We start from the raw sequence: 25,489 nt of genomic DNA, 5'->3' as shown, positions 1-25,489 counted from the left end.
TTTTTTTCTGCTAGTATCCTTTTTTTGAAAACGTTATTATATAGGAAGTGTCCAGTATAGATAAGGTTTCATTTAGGATTGATCGGGGGATAATAAATGTTTGATATACAGTCTCGTTCTTTTGCAAAACGTTTTACAAAAGGATTACTTGTCGCCTTTTTCGCATTGCTCGCATCACTCAGTTTTATTTTCTCAAACGGTGTCGATACGAACGTTTCGTCATCTTCGACTTACATGACCCAAGAGTAAACGCCATTCAGCCAACTGAAGGCGTTTTTTCTTTGGAATACATAACAGGATTTTCCTTCAAAAAGTCGAATACGATTAAAAGACCATGCCTTTTTCTTTCATACCCTTAAGAAAAGGAGACTCCGCTATGATTTTTTATTTTCTCACGACCATTTTATCGATCGTAGGACTTGCTTTCTTGTTCCAGACTGAATTGTACAAAGATCCAATCGGGACATTTCTATTCGCCGTCCTGATTGCCATGGGACTCTCTTCCTTCAAACAACTCTTCATGCAGGCAAACGAGTATTTTGTAGAAAGACGGAACCAGAAACGAATCAAACGCGTCGTGGACAGAATGCACTCTACGACTCGAAAACGCTCTACATAACGCTCGTCTTCCCTCGCCACATTTGGTATCCTATGTAGGAACAGACATCGTACAATGGATTTATAATCGCAGGAGGCACACAACCGTATGAATGAAATCCCGTTATCGAATGAATGGCTACTTCGTTATTCACCTGTCATGGAGCTCTGGTTAAAAGAGGACGGCATTTTGCTTGTCGATGATGACAACCGAATCCGTCTCACTCTCGAAATCGGAAGTGATCAGGCCATGCAAATCAAAAGTATCGAGCAAGACGGCGCCTATTTCGTCGTCGATCCTGTGAATAAACGCATTACGTTCGAGCTCGAAGAAGAGGAAGAAGAGAGCGATTCTCGCTTTTGGGAATAAGGATTCATGCCGAAGGGTCGGATTCTCGTCAAGAGAAGAAGACTCTTTCTTGTTGTCATCATGAGAGGAGAGAATAGAATGATTCGAACAGCTGTATGGTTTTTCTCATTTTTTGCCGTATTACCAATCACCGTCCCGTTTTTACAGAAGGCGAAAAAAATCGAAACACCGAAACGTTACCGTTACGTACAAGATATCGCTTATAAATGGGCACAGTTTCTACTAAAGATTGCGGGTGCAAACGTCCGTGTACATGGTCAAGACCAGATTCCGGATGAACCCGTTGTCTACGTGTCGAACCACCAAGGAAACTTCGACGTCCCGATTATGTTGACCGCCACGAAACGACCGAAAGCGTTTATCTCGAAAATCGAGGTTCAAAAATTCCCGATTATCCCACGTTGGATGGAATTGATGGGGTGTATCTTCATCGACCGGAGTGACCGTCGGCAATCGATTCAAGCCATTCGTTCCGGTGTCGAAACGATTCAATCCGGCCAATCAATGATTGTCTTCCCAGAAGGCACACGCTCAAAAGGTGGACCGATGAAGGAGTTTAAAGCTGGAAGTTTGACGCTCGCCACATCAAGTGGTGCGAAGATTGTTCCAGTCGCGATTCAAGGCAGTTATAAATTGTTAGAAGCCAAAAATCGAATCACCCCGGCAACGGTCGATGTCACATTCTTACCTGCGATTGATCCGGCCGATTTGCCGAACAAGGAAATCGCAGCGACGGTCGAGGCGGCCATTCGTCAACAGCTTGAAGGAGAGAACGCATGAGTTTATTAATGATTGAAGGCATTCATAAAGAGTTTGCCGACAAAGTCTTATTTGATGATGTGACGATGACGATCCATCCCGGAGACCGTATCGGGATTATCGGCGTGAACGGTTCGGGGAAATCGACGTTCATGAAAATCATCGCCGGTACCGAGACAGCAGATCGAGGCACGATGCAACATCCGAACGATTATCGGATTCGCTACTTGACTCAAACGGTTCAATTCGACGAAGGACAAACGATTCTAGACGCTTTGTTCACGAGTGACACTCCGTCCGTTCAAGCGTTGAAACAGTTCGAGCGCGCCCGACAAGAACTCGAAGCGGACCCGACAAGTGAGCAATTACTTGAACGCTTTATGAAAGCCCAACAGGCCGTCGATGCCGCAGACGCTTGGGAAACGGAAGCAAAACTGAAGTCGATTTTAAACCGGCTCGGTCTTCCTGACGTGTCAATCGATGTGAACGCCTTGTCTGGGGGGCAACAAAAGCGAGTCGCGCTCGCCGCAGCGTTACTCGATGAAGCGGACTTGCTCCTTTTAGATGAGCCGACGAACGAACTGGATGCCGATACAATCGCATGGCTCGAAACGATGCTTGCCGATTACCGGGGAGCGATCCTGCTCATCACCCACGACCGCTATTTCTTGAATCGTGTCACGAATCACATTTTGGAGATTGCGGATGGAACGAGTTACTTCTATAACGGGAACTATGAACTCTTTCTCGAGAAGCGTGCCGAGCGAAAAGCTCGGGCACAATCGATGGAACAGAAACGACAAAATATATTACGTCGCGAACTCGCTTGGTTGCGTCGTGGCGCGAAAGCCCGGACAACGAAACAAAAGGCACGCATTCAACGTGTCGAAGACTTGAAACATCAAGAGAGCTTAGCGGAAGACGAGACGCTCGACGTCTCGGTCGGATCTCGTCGACTTGGTAAAAAGGTCATCGAAGTCGAAGATTTATATTTCGGATACGATGACTCGCTTCTCATTCGGCAGTTCAATTGGATTTTCGGTCGCCGTGAACGCTACGGGATCGTCGGCCCGAACGGGAGTGGGAAATCAACGCTCATGAACTTGCTCGCCAAGCGCCTAGAACCGACAAACGGTACGATTGTGCACGGAGAAACCGTTCATTTAGGCTACTACGGACAACAAGTCGAATTTGAAGACGAGTCACGACGGGTCATCGATGAGATTGAACGCATCGCCAAAGTCATCCACACGCCGGACGGCGAGGTCATCACGGCGGGGCAAATGCTCGAACGTTTCCTTTTCTCACCGGACGCGCAATATAAACCAATTGCGAAGCTATCTGGTGGCGAAAAACGGCGTCTCGTCCTGCTTCGAATTCTCATGGATGAACCGAACGTCTTATTCCTTGATGAACCGACGAACGATTTGGACACGGAAACGTTGTCTGTTTTAGAAGACTATTTGGAGTCCTTCCCAGGTACAGTCATCGCCGTCAGTCACGACCGCTATTTCTTAGACCGGATCGCCGGACAGTTGATCGCTTTCGAAGATGGGGTCATCCAGGTGTATCACGCAGAATATAGTGACTATTTGGCCATGCGTCAAGAAGAGGTTCGTCAAGTGAAGAAAGAGAAAGAACCTAAAGAGAAAAAGGAACGCGTGAAGTCGGAAGTCGTGAAATTCACCTTCAAAGAACAGAAGGAATGGGACACGATCGAAGAAGACATCGCCGCACTTGAAGAACAGATTGAAGCGCAGGAAGCGACGCTTGCATCAGCGGGCAGTGACCTTGGTAAAGTCAATGAGTTGTATGCGACGATTGCAGAACTGAAAGAAACACTCGATGCGAAGATAGAACGTTGGACCTACCTATCAGAAATCGATGAACAAATACAAGCACAGAAAAAAGGCTGACCTCCACATAAGGTAGCCTATCAAATTTAATAAAAAGAGGTGGATTTCCAGAGCGTGTTCCGGAAATCCACCTCTTTTTTATCATTTCACTCGAATGACGATTTTGCCTTTGGCATGCCCTTCTTCTCCATAGTCATGAGCAAGTTTCGTGTCTTCTAAATCAAAGACCCGGTCAATCACAGGTTTCAGTTCGCCTTTTTCAACAGCTTCCGCAATTTTTTTCAAACGCTCCCCTGTCGGTTGCATGAAGACGTACTCGGCACGGGCCTTCGCCTGTTTGGCTTCCTCTTCATTCGGTGGTGTGGAGATGGAGACGAGCATCCCATTCTCTTTAAGCATTTGGTAGAGTTTGCTCTGCCCGTCGCCCCCCATCGTATCGAATACGAAATCAATATCGCGGACAGTATCTGCCGGGTCTTGTTGTTTATAGTCGATGACCTCGTCGGCTCCAAGTTTTTTGACCCAATCTACGTTCGGCGTGCTTGTCGATGTGACGACATACAAACCGTGTGCTTTCGCGAGCTGGATGGCTACCGTTCCGACACCACCTGAACCGGCTCCGATGAAGATTCGATCACCCGGTTTGGCATCCATTACTTCGAACATGACTTGCCATGCCGTATGCGCGACGAGCGGCAGTGAAGCGGCCTCCTCAAAACTAAGCGAAGCTGGTTTTTTGACGACAAGATGGGAATCGACTGCGACGTACTCGGCATATGTGCCTTGGCGCGCGATTTCTGGTCGGCTAAACACTTCATCTCCAACCTTCAATTCGGTCACATTCGCCCCAACTTCTTTGATGACACCCGATACATCCCACCCGATAACGAGCGGCATCTCGTAATGGAGCATTTCTTTCAAGTATCCTTCACGGAGCTTCCAATCGACCGGATTGACGCTTGCGGCATGAACTTCAATTAATACGTCATCTGCACCGATTGCCGGTTGTTCAAGTTCCCCTACTTTAAACTCATCCGATCCGCCATACTGTTCGATATATGCTGCTTTCATCTCATCATCCTCCTTTGATTGACTCACTTCTAGTTGGTTCCCATTTTATTTCTCTTACAAACGAAAAAAGCACACCGTAGAAACGGTGTGCTCAGACTGACTGATGGGTCATATAGCTATAGACATACACATCATGAGATTGTCCACGCTGACGCATATAGTTATGTAGTCGACCTTCTTGAAAGAATCCATTCTTCTCCAACATGCGTTGGGATGCAAGATTCTCGACATAGACGATGGCACCGACCCGTTCGATTTCACACGTCACGGCAAACTGAAGCGCCGCGTGAAGGGCTTCGGTCGCATAACCCGAACGCCAATACTCCGGTTTGAGTTCATAACCGATCTCGGCACGCCGATGCGACGGTGCCCGATTGTGAAACCCGATTGTCCCGATTAACGCTTTTGATTCGCGATGCTCGATGGCAAAACGGATGATCGCACCTGTTTCGATTTGTGCGAGCATATGGGTGAGCATCTGTTCCGTTTCTTCTAACGTCCGATGTGGCTCCATTCCGTAGTGGCGTAGCACGTGTTCATCTGAAAAGATGGCGAATACGTGCGGACCGTCCTCCATTTGGAGAGGTCGCAGTCGGAGGCGCTCCGTTTCAATCACAGGGAGACGGTTCATCCTTTACTGACCAAGTTATGTTGGAACGCATAGACGACTGCCTGGGTCCGGTCATAGACGTCAAGCTTCGTCAAGATGTTCGACACGTGTGTCTTCACTGTTTTGAGTGAGATGAACAATTCGTCCGCAATCACTTGATTCGACTTGCCTTCCGCCATCAGTTGCAAGATTTCTCGTTCACGGGCAGTGAGACTCTCATGAAGTGTCATTTCCGGATGACGCAGTCGTTCGAGCATCTTTCCTGTTACCTGGGCGGCCATGACCGGATTGCCGGCAGCGGTTTGACGAATCGCATCTGCGATTTCATTGGCGTTTGCTGTCTTGAGGACATAGCTCATCGCACCGGCTTCGATGACGGGATACACTTTCTCATCATCCAAGAAACTCGTCACGACCAAAATCTTCGCTTCTTTCCAACTTGCTTTAATTCGTTTCGTCGATTCGACTCCGTCAACGGGCTCCATCACCAAGTCCATAAGGACAACGTCCGGCTTCTCCGCAATCGCAAGCTCGGCTCCCGTTGCTCCGTCCGATGCTTCGCCGACGACTTCGATGTCCGGTTGTGTCGATAAAAAGGCAGATACGCCCGCCCGAACCATTTCATGATCATCAATTAATACAACTCGAATCATCATTACCCCTCCACTTGTTGTTTCACACGTACTTCAATTTGTGTCCCGACATTCGGCACACTGACCAATCGCAACGTTCCACCGACTTCTGCCGTACGCTCTCTTATCGATTGTAATCCATATGAGGCGACTTGTGTATCGTCCACATTAAATCCGATTCCGTCATCGTTAATCTTTAAGATGACCGTCTGTTGCACCGTTCGCATCTCGATTTCTAAACGAGTCGCTTTGGCGTGTCGTAACGTGTTACTAATCGCTTCCTGAACAATCCGAAACAGTTCATTTTCAGTGTGCCGGGAGAGCTTCACTTCCTCTAAACGCCAGACGAGCTCGGTCGATTGTTTACGAGACAGTTCTTCTAACAAGCGTTCAATTCCCGTCTTTAGTGTCATGCCTTCTAGTTCGACCGGCCGAAGTTGTAACAGCAACGAACGCATCTCTGCCTGTGCGGTCTGCGCCATGAGCTCGACTTGTTCCATTTGTTTACTCGCGAGATCTGGTTTCGTCTGCATCGTCTGTTTGACCGCTGTCGTCATCATCGAGATGGCATAGAGCTGTTGACTCACCGAATCATGAAGTTCTCGTGCGACGCGACGTCTTTCTTCGACGACGGCCTCACTCCGCGCCTCTTCCACACTGACCGGACGCTCACCGACTCGCTTCGCCATCTCGACCATCTCTTGGCGCTGTTTCGATACGCGGACGATTCGTTCGAGTGTATCTCGGTATGGGGACATCGGGCGGAAAGTGATGTCTTTTTGGTTCTCCAGTTTCCAAAGGGCATTGGCGACTTCTCGAAAGTCTCGGCGCAAATAAAAATACGAACCGACGCCAAAGATACTTCCGATCAAGACGGCAATCACCAGGATGGACACACCGAAAGGCAACCCTTCTTCACGCGAAAATAAATCGCTCAATGAAGTCGAGTCACCTATGAGAAACGCTACTGTAATCAAGAAAGCCGTCAACAGGCTACTAAACAGTTGATGCCAGACGACCGTTCGTGGATAAGAATCTTTTTTCATACCGTCATCACCTCGACACTTCCGCTCATGAGCACGATATGAATCCGGACTTTTCGCGTGGCCTGGACATAATCATCAGACGCTGTATAGAAGCGACGATTGAACACCGGCGAATAGTTCGAGTCATCGACCTGCACTTTACCGAACCCGATCGATGCGTCAATCGAATAGTCATACCCCGCAGGAATGAGGATTCGAATATCTCCTGCGAGTCCATTGAGTAATAAGAACGTCTCTCCTTCCGGAATGATGGCTTGTGACAAATCCATCTCGACATCCCGTAGTAAAAAGAACTCATTCGTATCCCGTAACACATAGTGCCCTGACTCTTTCATCCCAAATGAGAAGGCTTGTTCTTGACGAAGGGGTGTCCGGATTTTCGATTCGACCGGTCGATTCTTATAGAGTCGATAGCCGAATAACAGGAGAAGTCCGGAGAGCACGAATCCGAATGCCGCAGATGAGAAAATCAAGCCAATCAAGAGGATTCCTCCGATTGCGTAAAAAATATAGCTAGCAGACTGCTTGCCACGACGACTGAACCGTCGCCCGATATAAAGGAGAAGCAGCGGGAGGATCATGCTGAATAAGACGCTATTGCCACCCGTCACGATATCGATGAAGAGTCCGACTGAAAATAAGATAATCATAAATCCAATGATTTGACGTGTGTTCCAACGTTCCATGTCCATTCCCCCTTTCTGTTCATATGTATGAAGCAAAGAAAGCGATGACCTTGTTCAGGTCATCGCCGAACCGTCACCTCACTCTTGTTTAAAGCGACGCTCCAGTTCTTTCAATTTTGCTTCAAAATCATCTTCATCTTCCTGTGTGTCTTGCTTCTCTTCAACAGGTTGTTCTTTCTTGTCTTCCTCAGTGAACGGATGAGACTGAGACGTATTTTGACCAAAGATTTGGTCGAGTGCCCCTTTTAACAAGTCTAGGTTTTCGCGCATCGCAAACTCATAACGTTTATTTTGCATCTCATCGAGTTTGAGTTTCATCTCGAGCGCACGACGCTCTAATGTATCCAACTCGCGCTCACCCTCGTCAATCAATCCTTCAAAGTAACGGTACTGTTCCCCGTAGTGTTTGGATTCGAGTGCCGCACGTTCTGCCAACTTTTCTTCCCCGGCTTGTTTCGCCAGTTCTGTCTGCTCATATCGTTTATCTGCCATCTTCTTGGCATCATCACGTTTTTCAGCAAGTTCTGCAAGCAATGTACGTTGACGTTCCACGAGTCGTTCAACCGACAACGCTTCCTTCTCCGCTCCACGGATATGACGGTTCAATTCCGCTTCTCCACTTGAACGTGGCATCTCTTTATCCTGGTATTTCTTCACTTCTTTCGAAATTTCTTTCGTCAATTCATTCGCTAATTCACGAAACTGATCAAACGGTGTCTTCATGGTGAATCCTCCTTATGAAATCTCAACGACGATTAACAAATTTTTGCCACACTTGATCGAACTGTTGGAAGCTGCTACGGCTAGCACGCGTTCCGTCGGCATTTAAAATCTCGACATCCGGGTCGCGTTTTTCACCTGTATACATCATATACCCTTTAAACAACAACCACGCGACAATGATTCCGACGAGTGCCCAAATGTTTGAGAGCATCGTCCCAATCCCAATGACGGCAAGGATCCCGAAACCAACTTTAGCACCGATGTGTATCACAGCCTGAAAACGGACTCCAGCCCAAAGCGTCAAGAGCGCTCCTAATCCGAATAAGATCATATTCGGTAAAGAACCGATCAACACGAGCACTAGAGCGATCGCGGCCACGATGAACAACACCTTTTTCACTTGGTGATTCATCTGTCATCCCTCCTTGTTAAGTACACTCTTATCATAATACGTTATTTGACATAGGTCGACGAGCGGAAGGCTTGTTTCGCCTCGGTCTTTAGACTGAGATGTTACCGTTTCCAATAACTGTGGTACACTAATGCTATCGAACAACGAAAGGATGATGTTTTATGAGCAACATGATGCATGCACGTAACCAAATGTCAGCGAATCGGAGGGCTGTCGTCCTCCATCATTAAAGGGAGGATTCTAATTGAATCAACAAACTGAAACGGGACGTGTCACGGCACAGTTCCAACATCTTTATACGGTATCTGTCGGAGACAACGTCTATACGTGCGGGGTTTCCGGAAAATTTCGACACGCCGCGACGAGCGAGCGGGATTACCCGGTCATCGGCGATTATGTCACGATTCAAGTTCGCGAACATGGTCAAGGGACGATTCACCATCTCCTTGAACGTCGGACCGTTTTATCACGAGCGGCCGCCGGCAACGAGACACGTGAACAACTGATCTGCGCGAACGTCGACTACGTCTTGATTACGATGGCATGTGGACACGACTTCAACATTCGTCGCCTAGAGCGCTATACGCTAGCCGCTTGGGACACCGGGGCAATCCCGATCATCGTCTTGACGAAAACCGATCAAGTCGACTCCGTCGACACATTGCTCGAAGACATTCAAGTGAACGCACCCGGAATTCAAGTATTCCCCGTCAGTGCTGTGACGGGAGAAGGTGTGGCTGAACTTCGTCACGCATTGCCGAGTGAGAGCACGATCGCCTTCGTCGGTTCGTCCGGCGTCGGAAAATCTACGCTGACGAACGCCCTCGCCCACGAGACACTTGCCGTCACGCAAGCCGTCCGGGCGCAGGACGAGCGCGGAAAACATACGACGACACACCGCGAACTGTTCCGGATCGATGACTTATACGTCATCGACACACCAGGGATGCGAGAATTCGGACTATGGGAAGGAAGCGAGCATCTCGATGAGACGTTTCGTGATATCGAAGCACTTGCCGAGACATGCCGCTTCCGCGACTGCTCACATCAGAAAGAACCGGGCTGTGCCGTCCAAGAGGCGCTCTCGAGCGGTACGCTAGATGCGAAACGCTATGCCAGCTACGTCAAACTAGAGCGGGAACTTCTCTATATGGAGAAGAAACAGGCAGAACATGCCCGCGTCTTAGAAAAGAAGAAAAAACGAGTATAACGTCAAACAAGCGCAGACCACATCGGTCTGCGCTTGTTTTATACAGTTCCCTGCAAGATTCCTTCCGCCCATTCGACTTCATCGGATGTCGGGGGCTTCGTGCCTTTAAGCGGATAATCGAGCCCGAGCGCCTCCCATTTGTAGACGCCCATCTCATGGTACGGCAAAATCTCGACTTTCTCGACATGGTCTAACTTTTGAATGAACGCAGCGGTGCGACGAAGCGCACCTTCCTCAAGCGTCCATCCAGGTACAAGGACGTGGCGAATCCACATTTTCGTTCCGCGCTCGGAAAGGTGTTCGGCAAGCGCGAGCGTGTTGGCATTGCTACGTCCCGTCAACTTCTTACACATGTCGTCGTCGATATGCTTGATATCGAGCAAGACAAGGTCGGTGTGATCTAAAATCGCATCCAAATTAGGAGGTCGGAGCGCACCCGACGTATCAAGTGTCGTATGAAGCCCATGCTTTTTCGCTTCACGCAGTAGCGCCTCTAAAAATTCAGGTTGCGCGAGTGGGTCACCACCAGAAATAGTGATGCCCCCCTTCGATGCTTCCATGAACGGACGGTAACTGAGCGCCTCTTGAATGACGTCTTCAGCCGAGCGGTGGTTATTCTTTTTGAAATCCCACGTGTCCGCATTATGGCAGTATAAACAACGCAAGGCACAACCTTGTAAAAAGACGATGAAGCGAATCCCTGGGCCGTCAACTGTTCCGAATGATTCGACCGAATGTACATATCCCATTGTCATCGAAATGACCTCCTAACGAATGAGCGGCCCTCCGTGGAAGGCCGCTAAGCCTTTACTTACAACGAACCGTGGAACGTACGGTTGATGACGTCGATCTGTTGCTCACGTGTCAACTTGATGAAGTTGACCGCATATCCTGATACGCGGATTGTGAGTTGCGGATATTCTTCTGGATGTTCCATTGCGTCGAGAAGCGTCTCGCGGTTAAAGACGTTGACGTTCAAGTGATGTCCTTTGTGCTCTCCACTCATGTATCCATCGAGAAGCGCCGCCAAGTTGAGTTCGCGTGCGATTTCTTCTTTTCCGAGTGCTTTCGGTACGATTGAGAACGTGTAAGAGATTCCGTCTTGTGCGTGTTCGAATGGAAGTTTCGCAACAGATGAGAGCGATGCAGCCGCACCTTTTGTGTCCCGTCCATGCATTGGGTTTGCACCTGGAGCAAATGGTTCACCCGCACGACGACCGTCTGGCGTATTTCCTGTTTTCTTACCGTAAACGACGTTTGATGTGATCGTGAGAACCGATTGTGTGTGAAGCGCGTCACGGTATGTTTTATGCTTCCGCACTTTCTCCATGAATGATTCGACGAGTTCGACGGCGATTGCATCGACACGGTCATCATTGTTTCCGAATTTCGGGAAGTCTCCTTCTGTTTCGAAGTCGACGATGATTCCTTCTTCATTCCGGACGGGTTTGACGTTTGCATATTTGATTGCTGAAAGACTATCTGCCGTTACCGAGAGACCCGCGATCCCACAAGCCATCGTCCGTAAGATTTCAGGATCGTGAAGCGCCATTTCGATTCGTTCGTACGCATATTTATCGTGCATGAAGTGAATGACGTTAAGTGTATTCACGTATAGCTCCGCCAACCAGTCGAGCGTACGGTCAAAGTCGGCATACACTTTTTCGTACGTAAGCACGTCTTCTGTGTTCATTTCCCAAACTGGAGCGATTTGAGCGCCGCTCTTCTCATCACGTCCGCCGTTCATGCTATAAAGAAGGGCTTTCGCCATGTTGGCACGCGCGCCGAAGAACTGCATTTGTTTCCCGATCTTCATCGGTGACACACAACATGCGATACCGTAGTCATCACCGAATTGTGGCATCATCAAGTCATCGTTCTCATATTGAATAGCCGACGTTTCAATCGACATTTTCGCACAGTATTGTTTGAAGCCTTCTGGAAGTTTCGTCGACCAAAGGACCGTCAAGTTTGGTTCTGGAGCTGGTCCGAGGTTCGTGAGTGAATGTAAGAACCGGAATGAGCTCTTCGTGACGTTCGAGCGACCATCTTGACTCATCCCACCGATTGATTCCGTCACCCAAGTCGGGTCACCAGAGAATAACTCGTTATAGTCCGGTGTCCGTAAGAATTTGACGATTCGAAGTTTCATGATGAAGTGGTCAACGATTTCTTGGACGTCCGATTCTGTTAAGCGACCAGCTTCAAGGTCACGTTCGGCGTACACATCAAGGAATGTCGAGACGCGACCGAGTGACATTGCGGCACCGTTTTGTTCTTTGATGGCAGCAAGATACGCCAAGTATACCCATTGATATGCTTCTTGCGTATTTTCCGCAGGACGACCGAGGTCAAATCCATAAGCGGCTCCGAGTTGTTTAAGTTCTTGGAGGGCACGAAGTTGTTCCGATAGTTCTTCGCGGTCACGGATGTCCGATTCAGATAAGAAACCGCCACGTTTTGCCAAGTCTTTTTTGCGTTCTGCCATCAAGAAGTCGATTCCATAAAGGGCGACACGACGGTAGTCACCGATGATGCGTCCGCGACCGTATGCATCGGGAAGCCCTGTAATGATTCCTGATTTACGAGCGGCCCGCATTTCTGGTGTATAGGCATCGAAGACACCTTGGTTATGTGTTTTACGAATCTCTGAGTAAATTTTTGTGATTTCTTCGTCTGGCTCGAAACCATATGATTCGAGTGCCGCATCGACCATACGGATGCCGCCATTCGGGTGAATCGAACGTTTGAACGGCTCATCCGTCTGAACGCCAACGACTTTCTCTAACTCTTTGTTTAAGTAACCTGGTCCATGCGACACAATTGTCGATGGTGTGTGTTGATCGACGTCCCAGACGCCTCCACGTTCACGCTCTTCTTTTGTTAGTTCCATCACACGATTCCAAAGAACGTTTGTCGCTTCAGTCGGACCTGCTAAAAACGTATCGTCTCCTGTGTACTCATGACGGTTCAAACGGATAAATTCACTGACATTCACTTCATTCGTCCACTGACCAGGGATAAAACCTGACCATGCGGATTTGATTTCGGTTGCCATGTTGATTCACTCCTCATTCTCGAAAGTAACTGCGTGTTATCTATACTGTGAGTGTACGTGAAAACGTGAACAATATGTTTTACATTCTTGTGAAACTTGTAACAATCTTATGAACGTGATGAAACAGCCGTTTTTGAAAGCGTTTTACAAACTGTTATATCCGCTAGTTTATATAGTTTGAAACAGATGATTCCCAATTAGATAAGGTTTACCTATCATCTGTACTAATTTGATTGTTCTGTGACGAACTATACAGTTTTTAAGGTGATTAATCTCACATCACTCGGTTAGAACTTGAATTTTTGTGTCGTATCAGACACAATGAAAGCAGAACATTGTATAAGAGGAAGGGGTTCTACTCATGACGTATGAACCATTAACAGCAAATCATGCCTTTCAGGTTGGCGATCGCATCTCATTAAAGGTCGATGAGGCCGGCGAAAAGCGTGACGGATTTATCACAGAATTTGAAGACGGAGGGTTTTGGATCCGCTTCGACGATGACATCGAGAACGAAGATTTTATCGATTATCGCGACCAGCTACTCGCCGCACTTTTGTCGCGTCCAATCCATGTCATTACGACACATCCGGAACTGAAACCGTTCGAGAACATGACGGCCGAGTTACAGTATCGCGTTTATCAAGGATTCACGATTGAGAAAGTTGAATTGACAGCAGAAGGTGCAGACGCCCACATCCAGCTCATCGAAGACGGTCAGACGTATACACAGACGTTACGTTCTTCCATGGAAGATGGTCAGGAGCATGTTCGCTATATTTGACGAGGGAGCGCTGTCGCTTCCTTTGTTTTTGCCTAAAGATAAGGAGACCGAATATGAATTTTACAAAACCTTTTATTAACGAAACGTGGGATCGGATGGGCTTCAATGAACCGATGCCGGTCCAAAAAGAAGCGTTTCCCCTACTATTAGATGGAAAAGACGTGACAATCGAGGCACCGACCGGAACGGGTAAGACACTCGCCTATCTCCTTCCAGCCATTGAAAAGATTGATCCGTCGAATGACCGCATCCAAGTCGTTGTCGTCGCCCCGACCCGTGAACTTGTCATGCAGATTCAACAAGTCGCACAACGTTTCACCGAAAAAGGCGACGTCCGCATCGGTTCGTTCATCGGTGGTGTCGAATTGAAACGTCAAATCGACCGAATCAAGAAGAAGCCACATTTGATCGTTGGGACACCAGGTCGTCTCGTCGAGTTGATCGACAAGAAAAAACTGAAGCTCCACGAGACACATACCGTCATTTTAGATGAGGCCGACCAAATCATCGACAGCGGTTTGACAGAGGCGGCAGAGCGCATCATCAAGCATACTGCGCATGAGCGTCAACTTGCACTCGTCTCGGCAACACTCACCGATTCACTCCAAGAGTGGGCGTCACCATTCATGAACGAGCCGGCACATATCAAAATCGAACGTGCTGTCAGTGATCAAGTGACGTACGGCTATCTGTTGACGACACGCCGGTATAAACCGGAACTTCTTCGTCGTCTTTCACACGTCGACGGTGTGAAGGCACTCGCCTTCATCAACAACCGCTCGTTCTTGCCACCGCTTCGCGGAGAACTTGAAAAGTTGAAAGTGAACTACCGGATGCTCGACAGCTTAAAAGGGAAGCGCGAACGCGTCGAGACGCTCCGCGAATTCCGTAAAGGCGAATACCCGCTCCTCATCACGACCGGTCTTGCTGCACGCGGTCTCGATATTGAAGACGTGACGCACGTCGTCCATTTCGATTTACCGGAATCCATTGATGACTTCATTCACCGTTCTGGCCGTACCGCTCGTGGTAACGCGGGAGGCACTGTCCTTTCCCTCGTGACGACGGATGACCTGCCGCACTTGAAATCGTTCGCGCGTCAACTCGGTGTCGAGTTGAAAGAGCTCGAAATCTATCGCGGTGACGTGATTGAGAAACGGATTGAGGAGAAGCCTCCTGTCGTCAAACGTCCTGCGAACAAGCGAGGACCGCGCCGATGAAAAAAGACCGGAAAGTAATTCCCTTCCCTTTGCTCGTCGAAGAGTCCGAATTGCTTGCCGAACTGAAAAAGTTGTATGAGCAAGCGGCTCTCGCGCGAAGCACACAGTGGACGAACTATATTCAAGAGATCGCCTCGGAAGGGACATGGCATTTAAAAGATGCCGAACTCTTCCGTGACCTCTTCATCGATTGGGCCGTATTCTTTGAAACGGATGAGGATGGAATGACGCCACATGGCCGCTACTTGGCCGACCATAAGGGCGACATGTCCCCTGCCCTCTATCACGCACTCCGTGGACTAGCCGTCCCGCGTTGTAGCATCTTTGAAGTCACGGAGGACGGTCAGTTGAAAGACTGGGAGTCAAAAGAGACGTACGCTGTTCAGTTACCAGAAGAACGTGAGACCGGCGACCTCGTCCTCGGGAAGTTACTCGATATCCGAGGCAGTTGGCGTTTCGGTTCGGCGTTTCTCGCCTTACCTGCGAAGATGTCTGGGAATGTCGCCGATTTGTATATCGACTTTACAGATGAAGTCGGTCCCGGTGCCTTTTTGGAGCAGTTCCCGGAGTTCTGTGCGGAACTGATTGACTTGTTGCTGGATTTAGAAGAAGGCGTCATCATACCGAAACCATCAAAATAAGCAAAGGGCCGCGGCCCTTTGCTTATTTTTTTATCTGACATATACGTTAATCTGTTTGAGCATATCACGTGCGTCTTCATTTTCAGGCGTGATCGCCGCACTTGAGATTTGTTTCCCATCCTCGTACACATCGATGACGACACCGTCTTTCGCCTGGCGCGTTTGGTACAGGCGACCATTCGAATAGAAGGCATCATCCACCGAATCGAGAACTTTACGAGTCATCTGCTTTCCAGTGTTCAAGTCGATAACGACTTCCTCGCCGTCCTCATTTAATGCGAAAAGATTGTGGTCCGACACTGTATAATCCCAAAAGCCTTGGTCTTCTGCTAATTGAACAACTTTACCCATTTTTGTGTCGTAAGCGAAGAGTCCTGGATTCGGATTCTCAACATTGATTTCTTCTTCCCCTTCTCGGATCACTTCGTACGAGCTGACGCCGACTGGGATGTACCGTGTTTCTGTCACTTGAGAGGGTACATCGGTATTGTAAAGTCGATTCGTATTGATGACATGGGTGATAAATCCTTTATCCATACTCAACTCTTTGACGGTCACCTCATTCATCGCTTGATTGAACGTGGCGAGCATCGTTTTTACGTCTTCGCCACCGTCATATCCATCTCGATAGATTAAGTTTAACTGACCATCATTTAGAAATACGCCTGACCATACCCCGTTCACGATGTCGTATATTTTTGAATCACTGGCATCGAATGAAAATGTCGATAACTTTTCTCCATCTTCTTGTTTAAACATGATGAGCTCTTTCATCCCATCCTGACCAACCCCAATATATCCGTCTTCTGTTCGAATCGATTCCGCATACGTCATTCCGTTCATTTGTCGATGAATCGCACGTTCTCCCTCATTCAAACGTTCACGATATCGCAGTCCCTCAGCAATATAATTCAAGTTTGACGTGATGTGACTCTCATCCGTCGTCACTTCAAACCGCTGTTCAATATCGTTCTCTGTGCTATAACTGACCCCTACCACTGCATCTTCCCACACAGATGGATTCGAACTGATGTCTAACGCCCATTCTGCTTTCGGTTCTGTCGCATCTACAGCAAACGTCCCAAGTCCAATCACGATGACCGCACCGAGCGCGGCCACATTCCACATTCGTTTCATCTTTTCACCTCACACATTCAATTTCGTCTGTAAAAAGCGTTTTCCGAGCCAAATCGTCACACCGGTCCATGCCATCAATACCACACCGACATACACAATCGTCTCATCATAAATTAGTCGATTCGACAAGAACGCGTAGCCTAAAATGGGAATAGTAAAGATGACAACTAGAATTGACAAGCTAAGTACCGGTGACCAGATCGTCCGCTGCCAGAAACTCCGTTCAATCAACACAAATGTGAAGATAAACAGCACGACCACGACAATCAATACTTGATGGATGATAAAGTTGATGAGCGAAGAAGGATACATCAGAGACAATATTCCCTGATACGACAGTGCTTGTTCAAATGATCCTTGAGTCGGAATCATCTTGTCATCGAACCAACTCGTGAACGCTATGTACTGCAATTTAAGGGCAATCCACTCAATGGCAAATAGTCCTAATGTCATCATTAAAATGGTGCCAAGTTTAGCGAAAAAGATGACCATCCGTTTTTGTGGCATCGTCAAGAGGCGTAGCATGAATGTCCCTCGTCCTTGAAAATCGCGATACCAGATCCATACGCTGTACAGTAACACGGCAGCGACGGCGATCCCGAGGGATAAAAGATATGCAGTCCCGTTCAAGTAACTGACAAACATCAATGGATAGTCTGCATCTCCTGTACGTCGCAACTGTTCATAAAAATTCGTCTCGTCCCATAAAAAGTAACCGAGCCATCCGAACTGGACGACGAGAAGCCCTGCAACAAGTATCAAAAATGGTTTCGTGACTCGCTCGACTTCCCAACTCAAGAGTTTCAATAAATTCATGCCCCGTACTCCTCTCTCATCACATCGACGATGGACTTCCCGTGAATGAAACGGACATCCTCGACATCAAACTCACGAACGATGCGTCCGTTATTCAACATGACCGCCTTATCGATCAAGTACTCGATATCCTCAATTTCATGTGTCGTGATGAGGACACCCCGGTTCTCCATGATTTCACTAGAAAACAGTTCAACAATCTGTTCTTTCGAAAAGACATCGATTCCTGAGAACGGCTCATCGAGCAATAGATAATCCGGGTCTTGGGCAATCCCGAGCGCAAGGTTCGCTTTGGCGAGCGTCCCTTTCGATAACTCGCTCAACTTGTCTTCCGGGAACAATTTAAAATCTTCGACGAGACGAGCAAATAATGCCGAATCAAATGTCGGATAGAAATCTTTCATAAACGCCTCACATTGTTCAATCGTGAAATGAATCGGGAACATCGCATGGTCGGCGACAAAGGCGACACGATTCAAATCGATCGGTTTTCCATCAATCAATACCGAACCTTTATCGAAAGGTGTCAATCCCATGATGCCTTTCAATAACGTCGATTTCCCCGTTCCGTTCAGCCCAATCAGGCACGTGATCTCCCCTTTGTTTGCTGTGAACGAAACGTCTTCAATGACTTGCTTTCGGCGATAGCGTTTCTTAACTCCCAACACTTCGATCATCGTACGTCCCCTCCTTGTACTGTCGTTTAATCTTCTCGACCAGCTCGTCCACCGAGACGTCGAGTTCTTGAATCGCTTCCACAAATACCGCGACCGCATCGTCTACAATCTCAGAGCGAATGTGTTTGAGGATGACGTCATCTGTCGTCACGCGACTCGGTCGATTTCGTTCCGTCGTAATCAATTGTTGGTCCTCCATTTCCTTGAACGCTTTTTGAACGGTGTTCGGATTAATTTTTAAATCGTTCGCTAGTTCTCGCCGGGATGGCATTTCATCCCCAGCTTTCAGTTCACCGAGTGCCATCTTCTTCTTGAAGTAGTCGACGACTTGTAGGTAAACTGGTGCCCTCGTATTGAATTGCATGTTCATCACCTTTCTAAGTGTATGACATGGTTAATACACTTTCTAACTGTATTATTAGCGTAATACACTAAGACGTCAATCATTTTTTCAAATTTTCTCCAAACAAAAAACATCTGACACGTACGTCAGATGTTGAAACGTTCAGTCAGAGCACGATGTCTGCTCCTCTTTTCGGGTCGACGTGCTGAAGATACAAATCTTCCCCGGGCCAATACCTACGCTTGTATTTTTCAAGCCGTGCTGTTGGATCGCCGAGGTATGTATCCCGGTTCAGTACTCGCTCGTACCGAACTTTTCGGGGACAGTCGAGATAAATCACATAGTCGAAATAAGAACGCCATTCCGGACGTTGTAGAAAAATCCCTTCTACGACAACTGTATGTGCGCATGATATGTCCACGATCTCTTCTGCGATGACATCTCGTTCATACACGTAACGAGGTAACGTCAATACCGTTATCCCATTCCTCAATGGACGAAACAGTTCACGTTCTAAGCGTGACACGTCCCATTGAAGTGCGTAATACTCAGTCGATTCAAGCTGTCCGGTCTGATAGCGTCTGTCACGTTCGACGATATAGTCATCGATGTGAAGAACGTAAATGCTAGGGTCATTGTTCAAATATGAAACGAGCGTCGTCTTGCCCGCTCCGCTCAGTCCATCAATCGCCACGACAAACGGTCGATTCTCTGAGTGCATCGAACTCGCCGCACGGATGACGTCTACTATGTCCATATCGTTCCTCCTCACACAAAAGAAGTCAGCTCACGAATGAGCTGACTTCAGTTTACCAGAGTACCCAACCACGCGCTCCTGGAGGCGCACTCTCAATCAAGTGCCAGATTGGAACGGTGTATGCAAATGCGATTAAGACGAACGTCACAGTAATCCACAATTTCCAGTTTTCGAAATAGCGCGGTGTATCCATCGCCGCCTCTTCTGTCTCGGCGAGCGGGAATTCCTCTTCGCCTTTTGGAGCGAGGAATGACAAGTTGAACATCGAGTAGACAAAGATGAGCACGGAGATGAACAAAATCGTTCCCCCGATTGCCATCATGACATGATATGGGATCCACTCACGCGTCAATGCATCTGAGAAATAAGTTGCCGGACCCGTACGACGTGGGTTCCCGTTCAATCCTGAGATATGCATTGCATAGGACATGATCGCCATACCGAACGCCCATGTTCCTGCTTGAATCAATCCAAGCTTGTTCATCGCCTTCGTCAACGTGCGACCGCGTAGGACTGGGACGAGCCAGTACGCTGTTCCGAAGAAGGTTAAGGCGACGGCAGTTCCGACTGTGATGTGGAAGTGTCCTGTGACCCAAAGCGTATTGTGGACCATCGCGTTCAATTGGTGCGAAGCGTTGATGATTCCACCTGCACCGGCCGGGATGAAGAACAACATCCCAACGAAAGGAGCAAGGAAGCGAACATCGCCATACGGCATTTTCTTCACCCAACCGAACAGCCCTTTCGCGCCGAGCGCACGTCCACGAAGTTCAAACGTCGCAAAGAGCGAGAATGCAGTCATGAATGAAGGGATGACGACCAAGAACGTCAAGATGACTTGAACGAACTTCCAGAACGGTTCAATCCCTGGCTCTGTCAACTGATGGTGGAAACCGACCGGGAATGAGAAGAGTAAGAACAGCAAGAACGCCATCCGCGCCAACGCATCCGAGAAGATTTTCCCACCGATCACTTTCGGTACGACCGTATACCACACGATGTATGCCGGCATGAGCCAGAAATAAACGAGCGGGTGACCGAAGTACCAGAACAATGTACGAGATAACTCGATTCCGACTGTATCCGTCCATCCTAACGAGAGCGGAAGGAGCTGGAATAAAATCGTGGCTGCGACACCAAGTGTCGCAATGTCCCAAAGAAGCATCGTCATGATACTCATATAAGCCGGAAGTGGTGGATGAACACCAGGGTTGTCACGCTTGTAATCCGCATACATGCGGAACATCGCGAATGACGACAACCATGTCCCGACTACAAATAACACGAGTCCGACATAGAAGAGCGGATCTGCCATGAGCGGCGCATAAAACGTATATAAGACCGTTCCTTTATTGGCCAAAATCATGACGGTTACCATGACAGCACCGATGATCATCGTCCAAAAACCGAGCCACGCGACACGCGTCGGGAATGATTCAAAGCGACCGAACGATTTCGCGAGTAACGCATATAAAAGACCGATAATGAACATCGTCGTAAAGACGATTCCGAGCATGATCCCGTGCGCAGTCAGAAGTTGGTAGTATCCAAAGATTTCAGGAATGACACCCGTCCGAATCAACGTCTGAGTCAATCCAGCTAGCGCCCCAATCAAGATGGCGAGAACGGATACGAGAACGTGTCCGTAGGCAAGACGTGCCTCTTTGGCTCCGATACTCGGAACCGGTACGCCGCGTTCCATCTCCCATTGCTTCAGTTTAGATGATACGTCATTCATTTATTCCACCACCTTGATTTTAGTCGACATCATGTGATGCCCTGTACCACAATATTCGTTACATAAGATTAAAAATTCGCCAGCTTCCTCGAATGTGTATGTCAACGAGTTGATATGTCCCGGAACAATCATCATGTTGACCGGTGTACCCGTCAACTGAAATCCGTGGACGACGTCAGGTGATGTCACAAGGAACGTCACTTTTGCCCCTTTTGGGATTTCAACATTCCCTGGTGTGAACGTAAACGCTTGTGCAATCATGACGAGCTCGTATTCATTTTCACCAATTTGATGAAGTCCTGGTTTGTCGAACGGAGCCGTCTGATTTACTTTTGCCGGGTCAATCAAGTCTGCATCCGATGCGGGTTGATTACCTGCCGCGAATGCGGATACCCCGAGAACAGTCAGGAAGACTGCGAGTAGAATGATGCCGAATGTAAGCCAATATTTTTCTAGTTTATGAATATGCATAATGAGACCCTCCCCCCTGAATTCTTATCGAGTGACGAATAAGTAAAAGACTGATGACCACATGGCGATGATGACACCCGCCACGATCATGACCGATGTGAACGTTCCTTTTAAATTCGGTTCTTGCCCATCTTTATGTTCCACGTGTAAGACCCCTTTCGCTTGTTTTTCCACCTTTATTGTATGCAATCGCTTAGGCGATAATATGTGATATTTATCACTCCAAAAGTGACAATCACATCAATTTTGCGTAGTTTCAACACATAAAGTTCACATTTGCATAAAACCAATCCACAAAAAAACCGCCTCCACATGGGGCGGTTTATAAACGACATATTCCTGCCGGACAGCCTTCGCAATGGCACAGCTCTTTTAAAAAGTCGACATCGCGAATGATGATTGATTTCGTTGTTGTGCTGATGACCCCTTCTTTTCGCCACTGACTGATCAACCGATTCACCGTCTCACGCGGTGCACCAATCAACTGTCCGAGTTCTCCGTCAGACGGATGACGAGGAATCACGATTGCATCTTCTTCCTCCACTCCATGCATTGCGGCCATTCGAAGCAACGTCGAAGCCAATGCACCAGGTTTTCCGTACAACAATAAGTCGCGCACTTTCATTTCGGAGTGCTTACGCATCATCGATGTCCAGCGCAAGATTTCTCCGGCAAAACGGATATCGCGCTGCATGAGCGACTCTAATTCTCGTTTTGAAATCGTCCCGATTGTACTCTCTTCGGTCGTTTCGATGCTATACGAACTAGGGAATGTCTCCACGATGTCAAACTCACCAAAGAAATCATCCGATCCATACATGAACATGACGAGTGGATTTCCCTTTTTCGTGATTTTCGTGAATTTGACAGAACCACTCTTCAAGTAAAAGAACTTATCACACTTTTCACCTTCCCAACACACGATACTCGCTTTTGGGTGATGTTGAAGCGTCATCATTTCGAGTAACAGCTGTTTCGTTTCGTCTGAGAATACAAAACTGTTCGGTTGGGTCGTTCCACATTGCATTGACATAGGTCGGTGCTCCCTCCACGTTTCATTCGTCCGTTCCATTTATGACTTTATTATACAGGAGTGTGACAGGGAGTATCATAAAAGTATGTGACATTTCAAACAATCTTTTGAAAATAAAAAGATTCGGGTGTGACCCCGAATCTCTTGATCGATTCATCGTTGAATCAGTCGAATCAATTGTTCAGCCGGTTTGAAGTTAGGATACCGGACCGGTAAATCAAATTTCGTCGTATTCTTTAAAATAGACTTCGCATGACTGAACGTCTCAAAACTCGTTCGCCCATGATAAGCTCCCATTCCGCTCTCGCCCACTCCACCGAACGGTAGATTCGGGTTCGTCAAATGCATGATGACATCGTTCACGCACCCGCCACCAAAGGAAAGGTGCTTCATGACGGTTCTCTCCACGTCCTTCGACTCGGTAAAGAGATAGAGCGCCAATGGGTGTGGTCGGTCCGAGATGAACTCGATCACTTCGTCCAATTGACGATATGGAATGACTGGTAAAATCGGACCGAAAATCTCATCTTTCATCACATCAGCATCTTCATGAAGATTCGTCATGACGGTCGGCGCAATTTTAAGCTCATCCCGGTTCGTCTCTCCACCGAACACAAGGTCCCCTTCTGTCAAATAGTGAGACAAACGGTCGAAGTGCGATTCATTGACGATGCGCGTGTATCGTTTCGTGCCGACACCATTCCCAAACATCGCAAACGCCTCTTGTTTAATCGCTTCTAAAAATGCGTCTTGTTGCGATTCGTGGACGAGCACATAGTCTGGTGCGACACATGTTTGACCGGCGTTCATCCATTTCCCCCAGGCGACACGTTTTGCCGCAATGGAGACGTTCGCATCTCCGTGAACGATGACTGGTGATTTCCCACCTAGTTCGAGCGTGACTGGTGTCAGATGCTTCGCTGCCGCCTGATTGACGATTCGACCGACTTGCGTCGATCCCGTGAAGAAGATATAGTCCCATTTTTGTGCCAACAGCTCTTGCGCTGTGTCTTTGTCCCCTTCGACACTTGCCACATATCGATCGGTGAAGGCACGCTCGAGCACCTGTGTCAGGACACGCGCCACATTCGGCGTCAATTCTGAAGGTTTGACAACAGCTGTATTCCCGGCCGCAATCGCGCCGATAAGCGGCGCAACAGCCAATTGGAATGGATAGTTCCACGGAGCGATGATCAACACCGTACCGTACGGCTCATATTGAATCTCACTCTTCATCCCAAGATGGATGGCAGTTCCACGGACACGCTTCGGACGCATCCACCGCTTCAATTCACGCGTCGTTCGTGAAATCTCGTCGTAAATAAATCCGATTTCCGTCGTGTATGCATCCAGTTCGGACTTATTCAAATCTTCGCGAAGCGCCTCTAGCAAATCCGCTTCATAATGCTTGATGGACTCCTTTAAAAACGTCAGCATGCTCAAACGAAATGCCATCGATTTTGTCGCCTGTGTTTTAAAGAAACGGCGCTGTTTTTGGACTAGCTCGTCAATCGTCAACTGTTCAATCGGTGCCAGCATGAACTTTCCTCCTTATGATTCATCACGTTGATTTCATTGTATCATCGCGTGAAAAGCGAATCTAAAAAAACGCTTTCATCGATTCACTACATACAAAGAGTTTAAATGTTTAAACGTTTAATCATAGAGTAATCGATTGCTTCCCTCGTGTCAAAACATCCGTACTCTTTTTCGCGCACTGATGAGAAAGAGCAGACTTGCGCTCCCTAAAATCAAGCCCGTCAGTGTGAACTGCTGAACGATTGAGAGCGGAAGAACACTTAAAAATGATGACCCCGCTACCGTTCCGAGAGAGAAAAAAGCATAAAACGCCCCGTATGCTTTTCCTCGATTTTGTGGAGAGGTCGATTGAATCAACAACGTATTGATGGCCGGGAATAAAATCGCAAACCCGATGCCATATAAGGCAAGTACCCCATATAGGCTCGTTTGTACACCGGATTGTCCAATTAACACCTGGCTCGTCCCGATGATGGCCACCCCAAGTGCGGTCAACTTTGTTGGCGAGAATCGATCGAACAATCGATTCGTCGGTAATAAAAAGAACAGGACGGCGACCACGCCGAACATACTCAGTAGCGTCCCGCTCAACCTCGAATCGTATCCAAGTTCCTGTACGTGGAGCGGTAGTAAAAAGGCGAGTGCCCCTTGAGAAAACATGAGGAAGAAAGCACCCCAATAGGCCCGAATCACTTTCGGATCCGGCTTTTCCCGTGTTCTCTCTTTTTCTCTTATTGTCTCGACCGTTTGACTTCCTCGCATCGTCACAATCGTCACGACGAGAATCACCCAACCGAATAAAGAGACGAATAAAAAGACAGTCGGTGGCGATGTGATGCTTGCGACGATCCCGCTGAACGCTGGGCCGATGATGGCAGCTAACCCGACGAAACTACCGGTAATGGCGACTTTCTTTCCTTGACGGTTCATCGCAGTGACGTTCGCCGACAGCGTAAATGCAGCTGGGACGATGAGCCCGGCCATAAAGCCGTGAACACACCGTACAAACAGCAACATGGATGCTGAGTCGACGAATTGATAAGCCAGTAAACTGAAGCTCGTCAGAAACAAGCCGAGAACCAAGACCCGATACGGACCACTCCTGTCAGTCCATATACCGGATAACATATTTCCAAACGTGTTCGTCAACGAATAGATCGCAATGGACAAGCCAGCGATAAACGAAGATGCCCCAACGGATACCGCAAACGTGCTCATGATCGGAAGTTGGGCGAACAAATCAAAAAAGGCAAAAAATACGATGGCATATAATATAAAACGTGGTGGAGTTTTCATCGGACAA

Annotated in this window: 29 protein-coding genes; 9 read left to right on the top strand and 20 right to left on the bottom strand. The window is 48.0% G+C overall.

Annotated elements, in window-relative coordinates; genetic code table 11:
• Nucleotides 1-96: 96 nt before the first annotated feature.
• From EAT1B_RS16025 to EAT1B_RS12050, 5 genes are all read left to right on the top strand, one after another.
• A complete protein-coding gene (locus EAT1B_RS16025) occupies nt 97-249 on the top strand; it encodes a hypothetical protein (RefSeq protein ID WP_015880844.1) in 153 nt (50 codons plus the stop codon).
• A 127-nt stretch (nt 250-376) separates the two neighbouring features.
• Nucleotides 377-619, top strand: coding sequence for a hypothetical protein (locus EAT1B_RS12065; protein WP_031421071.1), 243 nt, complete (start codon nt 377-379; stop codon nt 617-619).
• Nucleotides 620-706: 87 nt separating this feature from the next.
• Complete coding sequence (locus EAT1B_RS12060) at nt 707-967, top strand: hypothetical protein (protein WP_015880843.1); 261 nt, start codon at nt 707-709, stop codon at nt 965-967.
• Nucleotides 968-1,045: 78 nt separating this feature from the next.
• Nucleotides 1,046-1,747, top strand: coding sequence for a 1-acyl-sn-glycerol-3-phosphate acyltransferase (locus tag EAT1B_RS12055; protein WP_015880842.1), 702 nt, complete (start codon nt 1,046-1,048; stop codon nt 1,745-1,747).
• Nucleotides 1,744-3,642: an ABC-F family ATP-binding cassette domain-containing protein gene (locus EAT1B_RS12050; RefSeq protein ID WP_015880841.1), complete on the top strand. Its 1,899-nt coding sequence runs from the start codon at nt 1,744-1,746 to the stop codon at nt 3,640-3,642. Before EAT1B_RS12055 ends, EAT1B_RS12050 begins: the two co-directional genes overlap by 4 nt.
• Before the next feature lie 81 nt (nt 3,643-3,723).
• Here EAT1B_RS12050 and EAT1B_RS12045 read toward each other — a convergent pair whose 3' ends face one another.
• The 7 genes from EAT1B_RS12045 to EAT1B_RS12015 all read right to left on the bottom strand — a co-directional run bounded on the left by EAT1B_RS12045 (nt 3,724) and on the right by EAT1B_RS12015 (nt 8,762).
• A complete protein-coding gene (locus tag EAT1B_RS12045) occupies nt 3,724-4,653 on the bottom strand; it encodes an NADP-dependent oxidoreductase (RefSeq protein ID WP_015880840.1) in 930 nt (309 codons plus the stop codon).
• 91 nt (nt 4,654-4,744) lie between these two features.
• Complete coding sequence (locus EAT1B_RS12040) at nt 4,745-5,269, bottom strand: GNAT family N-acetyltransferase (protein ID WP_236548972.1); 525 nt, start codon at nt 5,267-5,269, stop codon at nt 4,745-4,747.
• An 11-nt stretch (nt 5,270-5,280) separates the two neighbouring features.
• The gene (locus tag EAT1B_RS12035; RefSeq protein ID WP_015880838.1) at nt 5,281-5,916 is read right to left on the bottom strand and encodes a response regulator transcription factor; all 636 of its coding nucleotides are present in this window, start codon (nt 5,914-5,916) and stop codon (nt 5,281-5,283) included.
• 2 nt (nt 5,917-5,918) lie between these two features.
• A complete protein-coding gene (locus EAT1B_RS12030) occupies nt 5,919-6,941 on the bottom strand; it encodes a sensor histidine kinase (protein ID WP_015880837.1) in 1,023 nt (340 codons plus the stop codon).
• On the bottom strand, nt 6,938-7,627 hold the full coding sequence (gene liaF / locus EAT1B_RS12025; protein ID WP_015880836.1) for a cell wall-active antibiotics response protein LiaF: 690 nt from the start codon (nt 7,625-7,627) through the stop codon (nt 6,938-6,940). Before liaF ends, EAT1B_RS12030 begins: the two co-directional genes overlap by 4 nt.
• Before the next feature lie 78 nt (nt 7,628-7,705).
• Nucleotides 7,706-8,350, bottom strand: a complete 645-nt coding sequence (locus tag EAT1B_RS12020; protein WP_015880835.1) for a PspA/IM30 family protein — start codon at nt 8,348-8,350, stop codon at nt 7,706-7,708.
• Between the two features lie 22 nt (nt 8,351-8,372).
• Nucleotides 8,373-8,762: a hypothetical protein gene (locus tag EAT1B_RS12015; protein WP_015880834.1), complete on the bottom strand. Its 390-nt coding sequence runs from the start codon at nt 8,760-8,762 to the stop codon at nt 8,373-8,375.
• A 244-nt stretch (nt 8,763-9,006) separates the two neighbouring features.
• Between EAT1B_RS12015 and rsgA the strand changes: the two genes are divergently transcribed.
• Entirely contained in the window at nt 9,007-9,972 is a 966-nt protein-coding gene (rsgA, locus tag EAT1B_RS12010; protein WP_015880833.1) for a ribosome small subunit-dependent GTPase A, read from the top strand.
• A 38-nt stretch (nt 9,973-10,010) separates the two neighbouring features.
• Here rsgA and pflA read toward each other — a convergent pair whose 3' ends face one another.
• Nucleotides 10,011-10,727: a pyruvate formate-lyase-activating protein gene (pflA, locus tag EAT1B_RS12005; RefSeq protein WP_015880832.1), complete on the bottom strand. Its 717-nt coding sequence runs from the start codon at nt 10,725-10,727 to the stop codon at nt 10,011-10,013.
• A gap of 56 nt (nt 10,728-10,783) precedes the next feature.
• Entirely contained in the window at nt 10,784-13,030 is a 2,247-nt protein-coding gene (gene pflB / locus EAT1B_RS12000) for a formate C-acetyltransferase (RefSeq protein WP_015880831.1), read from the bottom strand.
• 361 nt (nt 13,031-13,391) lie between these two features.
• Between pflB and EAT1B_RS11995 the strand changes: the two genes are divergently transcribed.
• The 3 genes from EAT1B_RS11995 to EAT1B_RS11985 are packed head-to-tail and all read left to right on the top strand — an operon-like array spanning nt 13,392 to nt 15,675.
• A complete protein-coding gene (locus tag EAT1B_RS11995; protein ID WP_015880830.1) occupies nt 13,392-13,814 on the top strand; it encodes a hypothetical protein in 423 nt (140 codons plus the stop codon).
• A gap of 53 nt (nt 13,815-13,867) precedes the next feature.
• A complete protein-coding gene (locus EAT1B_RS11990) occupies nt 13,868-15,034 on the top strand; it encodes a DEAD/DEAH box helicase (protein ID WP_015880829.1) in 1,167 nt (388 codons plus the stop codon).
• Complete coding sequence (locus tag EAT1B_RS11985; protein WP_015880828.1) at nt 15,031-15,675, top strand: hypothetical protein; 645 nt, start codon at nt 15,031-15,033, stop codon at nt 15,673-15,675. The genes EAT1B_RS11990 and EAT1B_RS11985 overlap by 4 nt, the downstream gene beginning before the upstream one ends.
• A 30-nt stretch (nt 15,676-15,705) precedes the next feature.
• On the opposite strand, the gene EAT1B_RS11980 is transcribed toward EAT1B_RS11985, so the two are convergent.
• The 11 genes from EAT1B_RS11980 to EAT1B_RS11935 all read right to left on the bottom strand — a co-directional run bounded on the left by EAT1B_RS11980 (nt 15,706) and on the right by EAT1B_RS11935 (nt 25,482).
• Nucleotides 15,706-16,812: a hypothetical protein gene (locus EAT1B_RS11980; RefSeq protein ID WP_015880827.1), complete on the bottom strand. Its 1,107-nt coding sequence runs from the start codon at nt 16,810-16,812 to the stop codon at nt 15,706-15,708.
• 9 nt (nt 16,813-16,821) lie between these two features.
• Nucleotides 16,822-17,628 carry a hypothetical protein gene (locus EAT1B_RS11975; protein WP_015880826.1) on the bottom strand — a complete coding sequence of 269 codons (807 nt, stop codon included), beginning with the start codon at nt 17,626-17,628 and terminating at the stop codon, nt 16,822-16,824.
• Nucleotides 17,625-18,305, bottom strand: a complete 681-nt coding sequence (locus tag EAT1B_RS11970) for an ABC transporter ATP-binding protein (protein ID WP_015880825.1) — start codon at nt 18,303-18,305, stop codon at nt 17,625-17,627. Before EAT1B_RS11970 ends, EAT1B_RS11975 begins: the two co-directional genes overlap by 4 nt.
• Nucleotides 18,283-18,675, bottom strand: coding sequence for a GntR family transcriptional regulator (locus EAT1B_RS11965; RefSeq protein WP_041917985.1), 393 nt, complete (start codon nt 18,673-18,675; stop codon nt 18,283-18,285). Before EAT1B_RS11965 ends, EAT1B_RS11970 begins: the two co-directional genes overlap by 23 nt.
• Before the next feature lie 139 nt (nt 18,676-18,814).
• On the bottom strand, nt 18,815-19,405 hold the full coding sequence (locus tag EAT1B_RS11960; RefSeq protein ID WP_015880823.1) for a kinase: 591 nt from the start codon (nt 19,403-19,405) through the stop codon (nt 18,815-18,817).
• A 52-nt stretch (nt 19,406-19,457) separates the two neighbouring features.
• Nucleotides 19,458-21,143, bottom strand: a complete 1,686-nt coding sequence (locus EAT1B_RS11955) for a b(o/a)3-type cytochrome-c oxidase subunit 1 (RefSeq protein ID WP_015880822.1) — start codon at nt 21,141-21,143, stop codon at nt 19,458-19,460.
• Nucleotides 21,144-21,614 (bottom strand): cytochrome c oxidase subunit II, encoded by a 471-nt coding sequence (locus EAT1B_RS11950; protein WP_015880821.1) that lies wholly within the window; start codon nt 21,612-21,614, stop codon nt 21,144-21,146.
• A 24-nt stretch (nt 21,615-21,638) separates the two neighbouring features.
• Complete coding sequence (locus tag EAT1B_RS15890) at nt 21,639-21,758, bottom strand: cytochrome c oxidase subunit 2A (protein WP_224863290.1); 120 nt, start codon at nt 21,756-21,758, stop codon at nt 21,639-21,641.
• A gap of 178 nt (nt 21,759-21,936) precedes the next feature.
• Nucleotides 21,937-22,647: a Crp/Fnr family transcriptional regulator gene (locus EAT1B_RS11945; protein ID WP_015880820.1), complete on the bottom strand. Its 711-nt coding sequence runs from the start codon at nt 22,645-22,647 to the stop codon at nt 21,937-21,939.
• A gap of 153 nt (nt 22,648-22,800) precedes the next feature.
• Nucleotides 22,801-24,186 (bottom strand): aldehyde dehydrogenase, encoded by a 1,386-nt coding sequence (locus EAT1B_RS11940; RefSeq protein WP_015880819.1) that lies wholly within the window; start codon nt 24,184-24,186, stop codon nt 22,801-22,803.
• A 150-nt stretch (nt 24,187-24,336) separates the two neighbouring features.
• Nucleotides 24,337-25,482 (bottom strand): MFS transporter, encoded by a 1,146-nt coding sequence (locus EAT1B_RS11935; RefSeq protein ID WP_015880818.1) that lies wholly within the window; start codon nt 25,480-25,482, stop codon nt 24,337-24,339.
• Nucleotides 25,483-25,489: the final 7 nt, after the last annotated feature.

Origin of the sequence: Exiguobacterium sp. AT1b (assembly GCF_000023045.1) — a bacterium.
In the GTDB taxonomy this organism is placed as follows: domain Bacteria; phylum Bacillota; class Bacilli; order Exiguobacteriales; family Exiguobacteriaceae; genus Exiguobacterium.
Note: the sequence above shows the minus strand (reverse complement) of the source record. Positions and strands in the feature narration are given on the sequence as shown.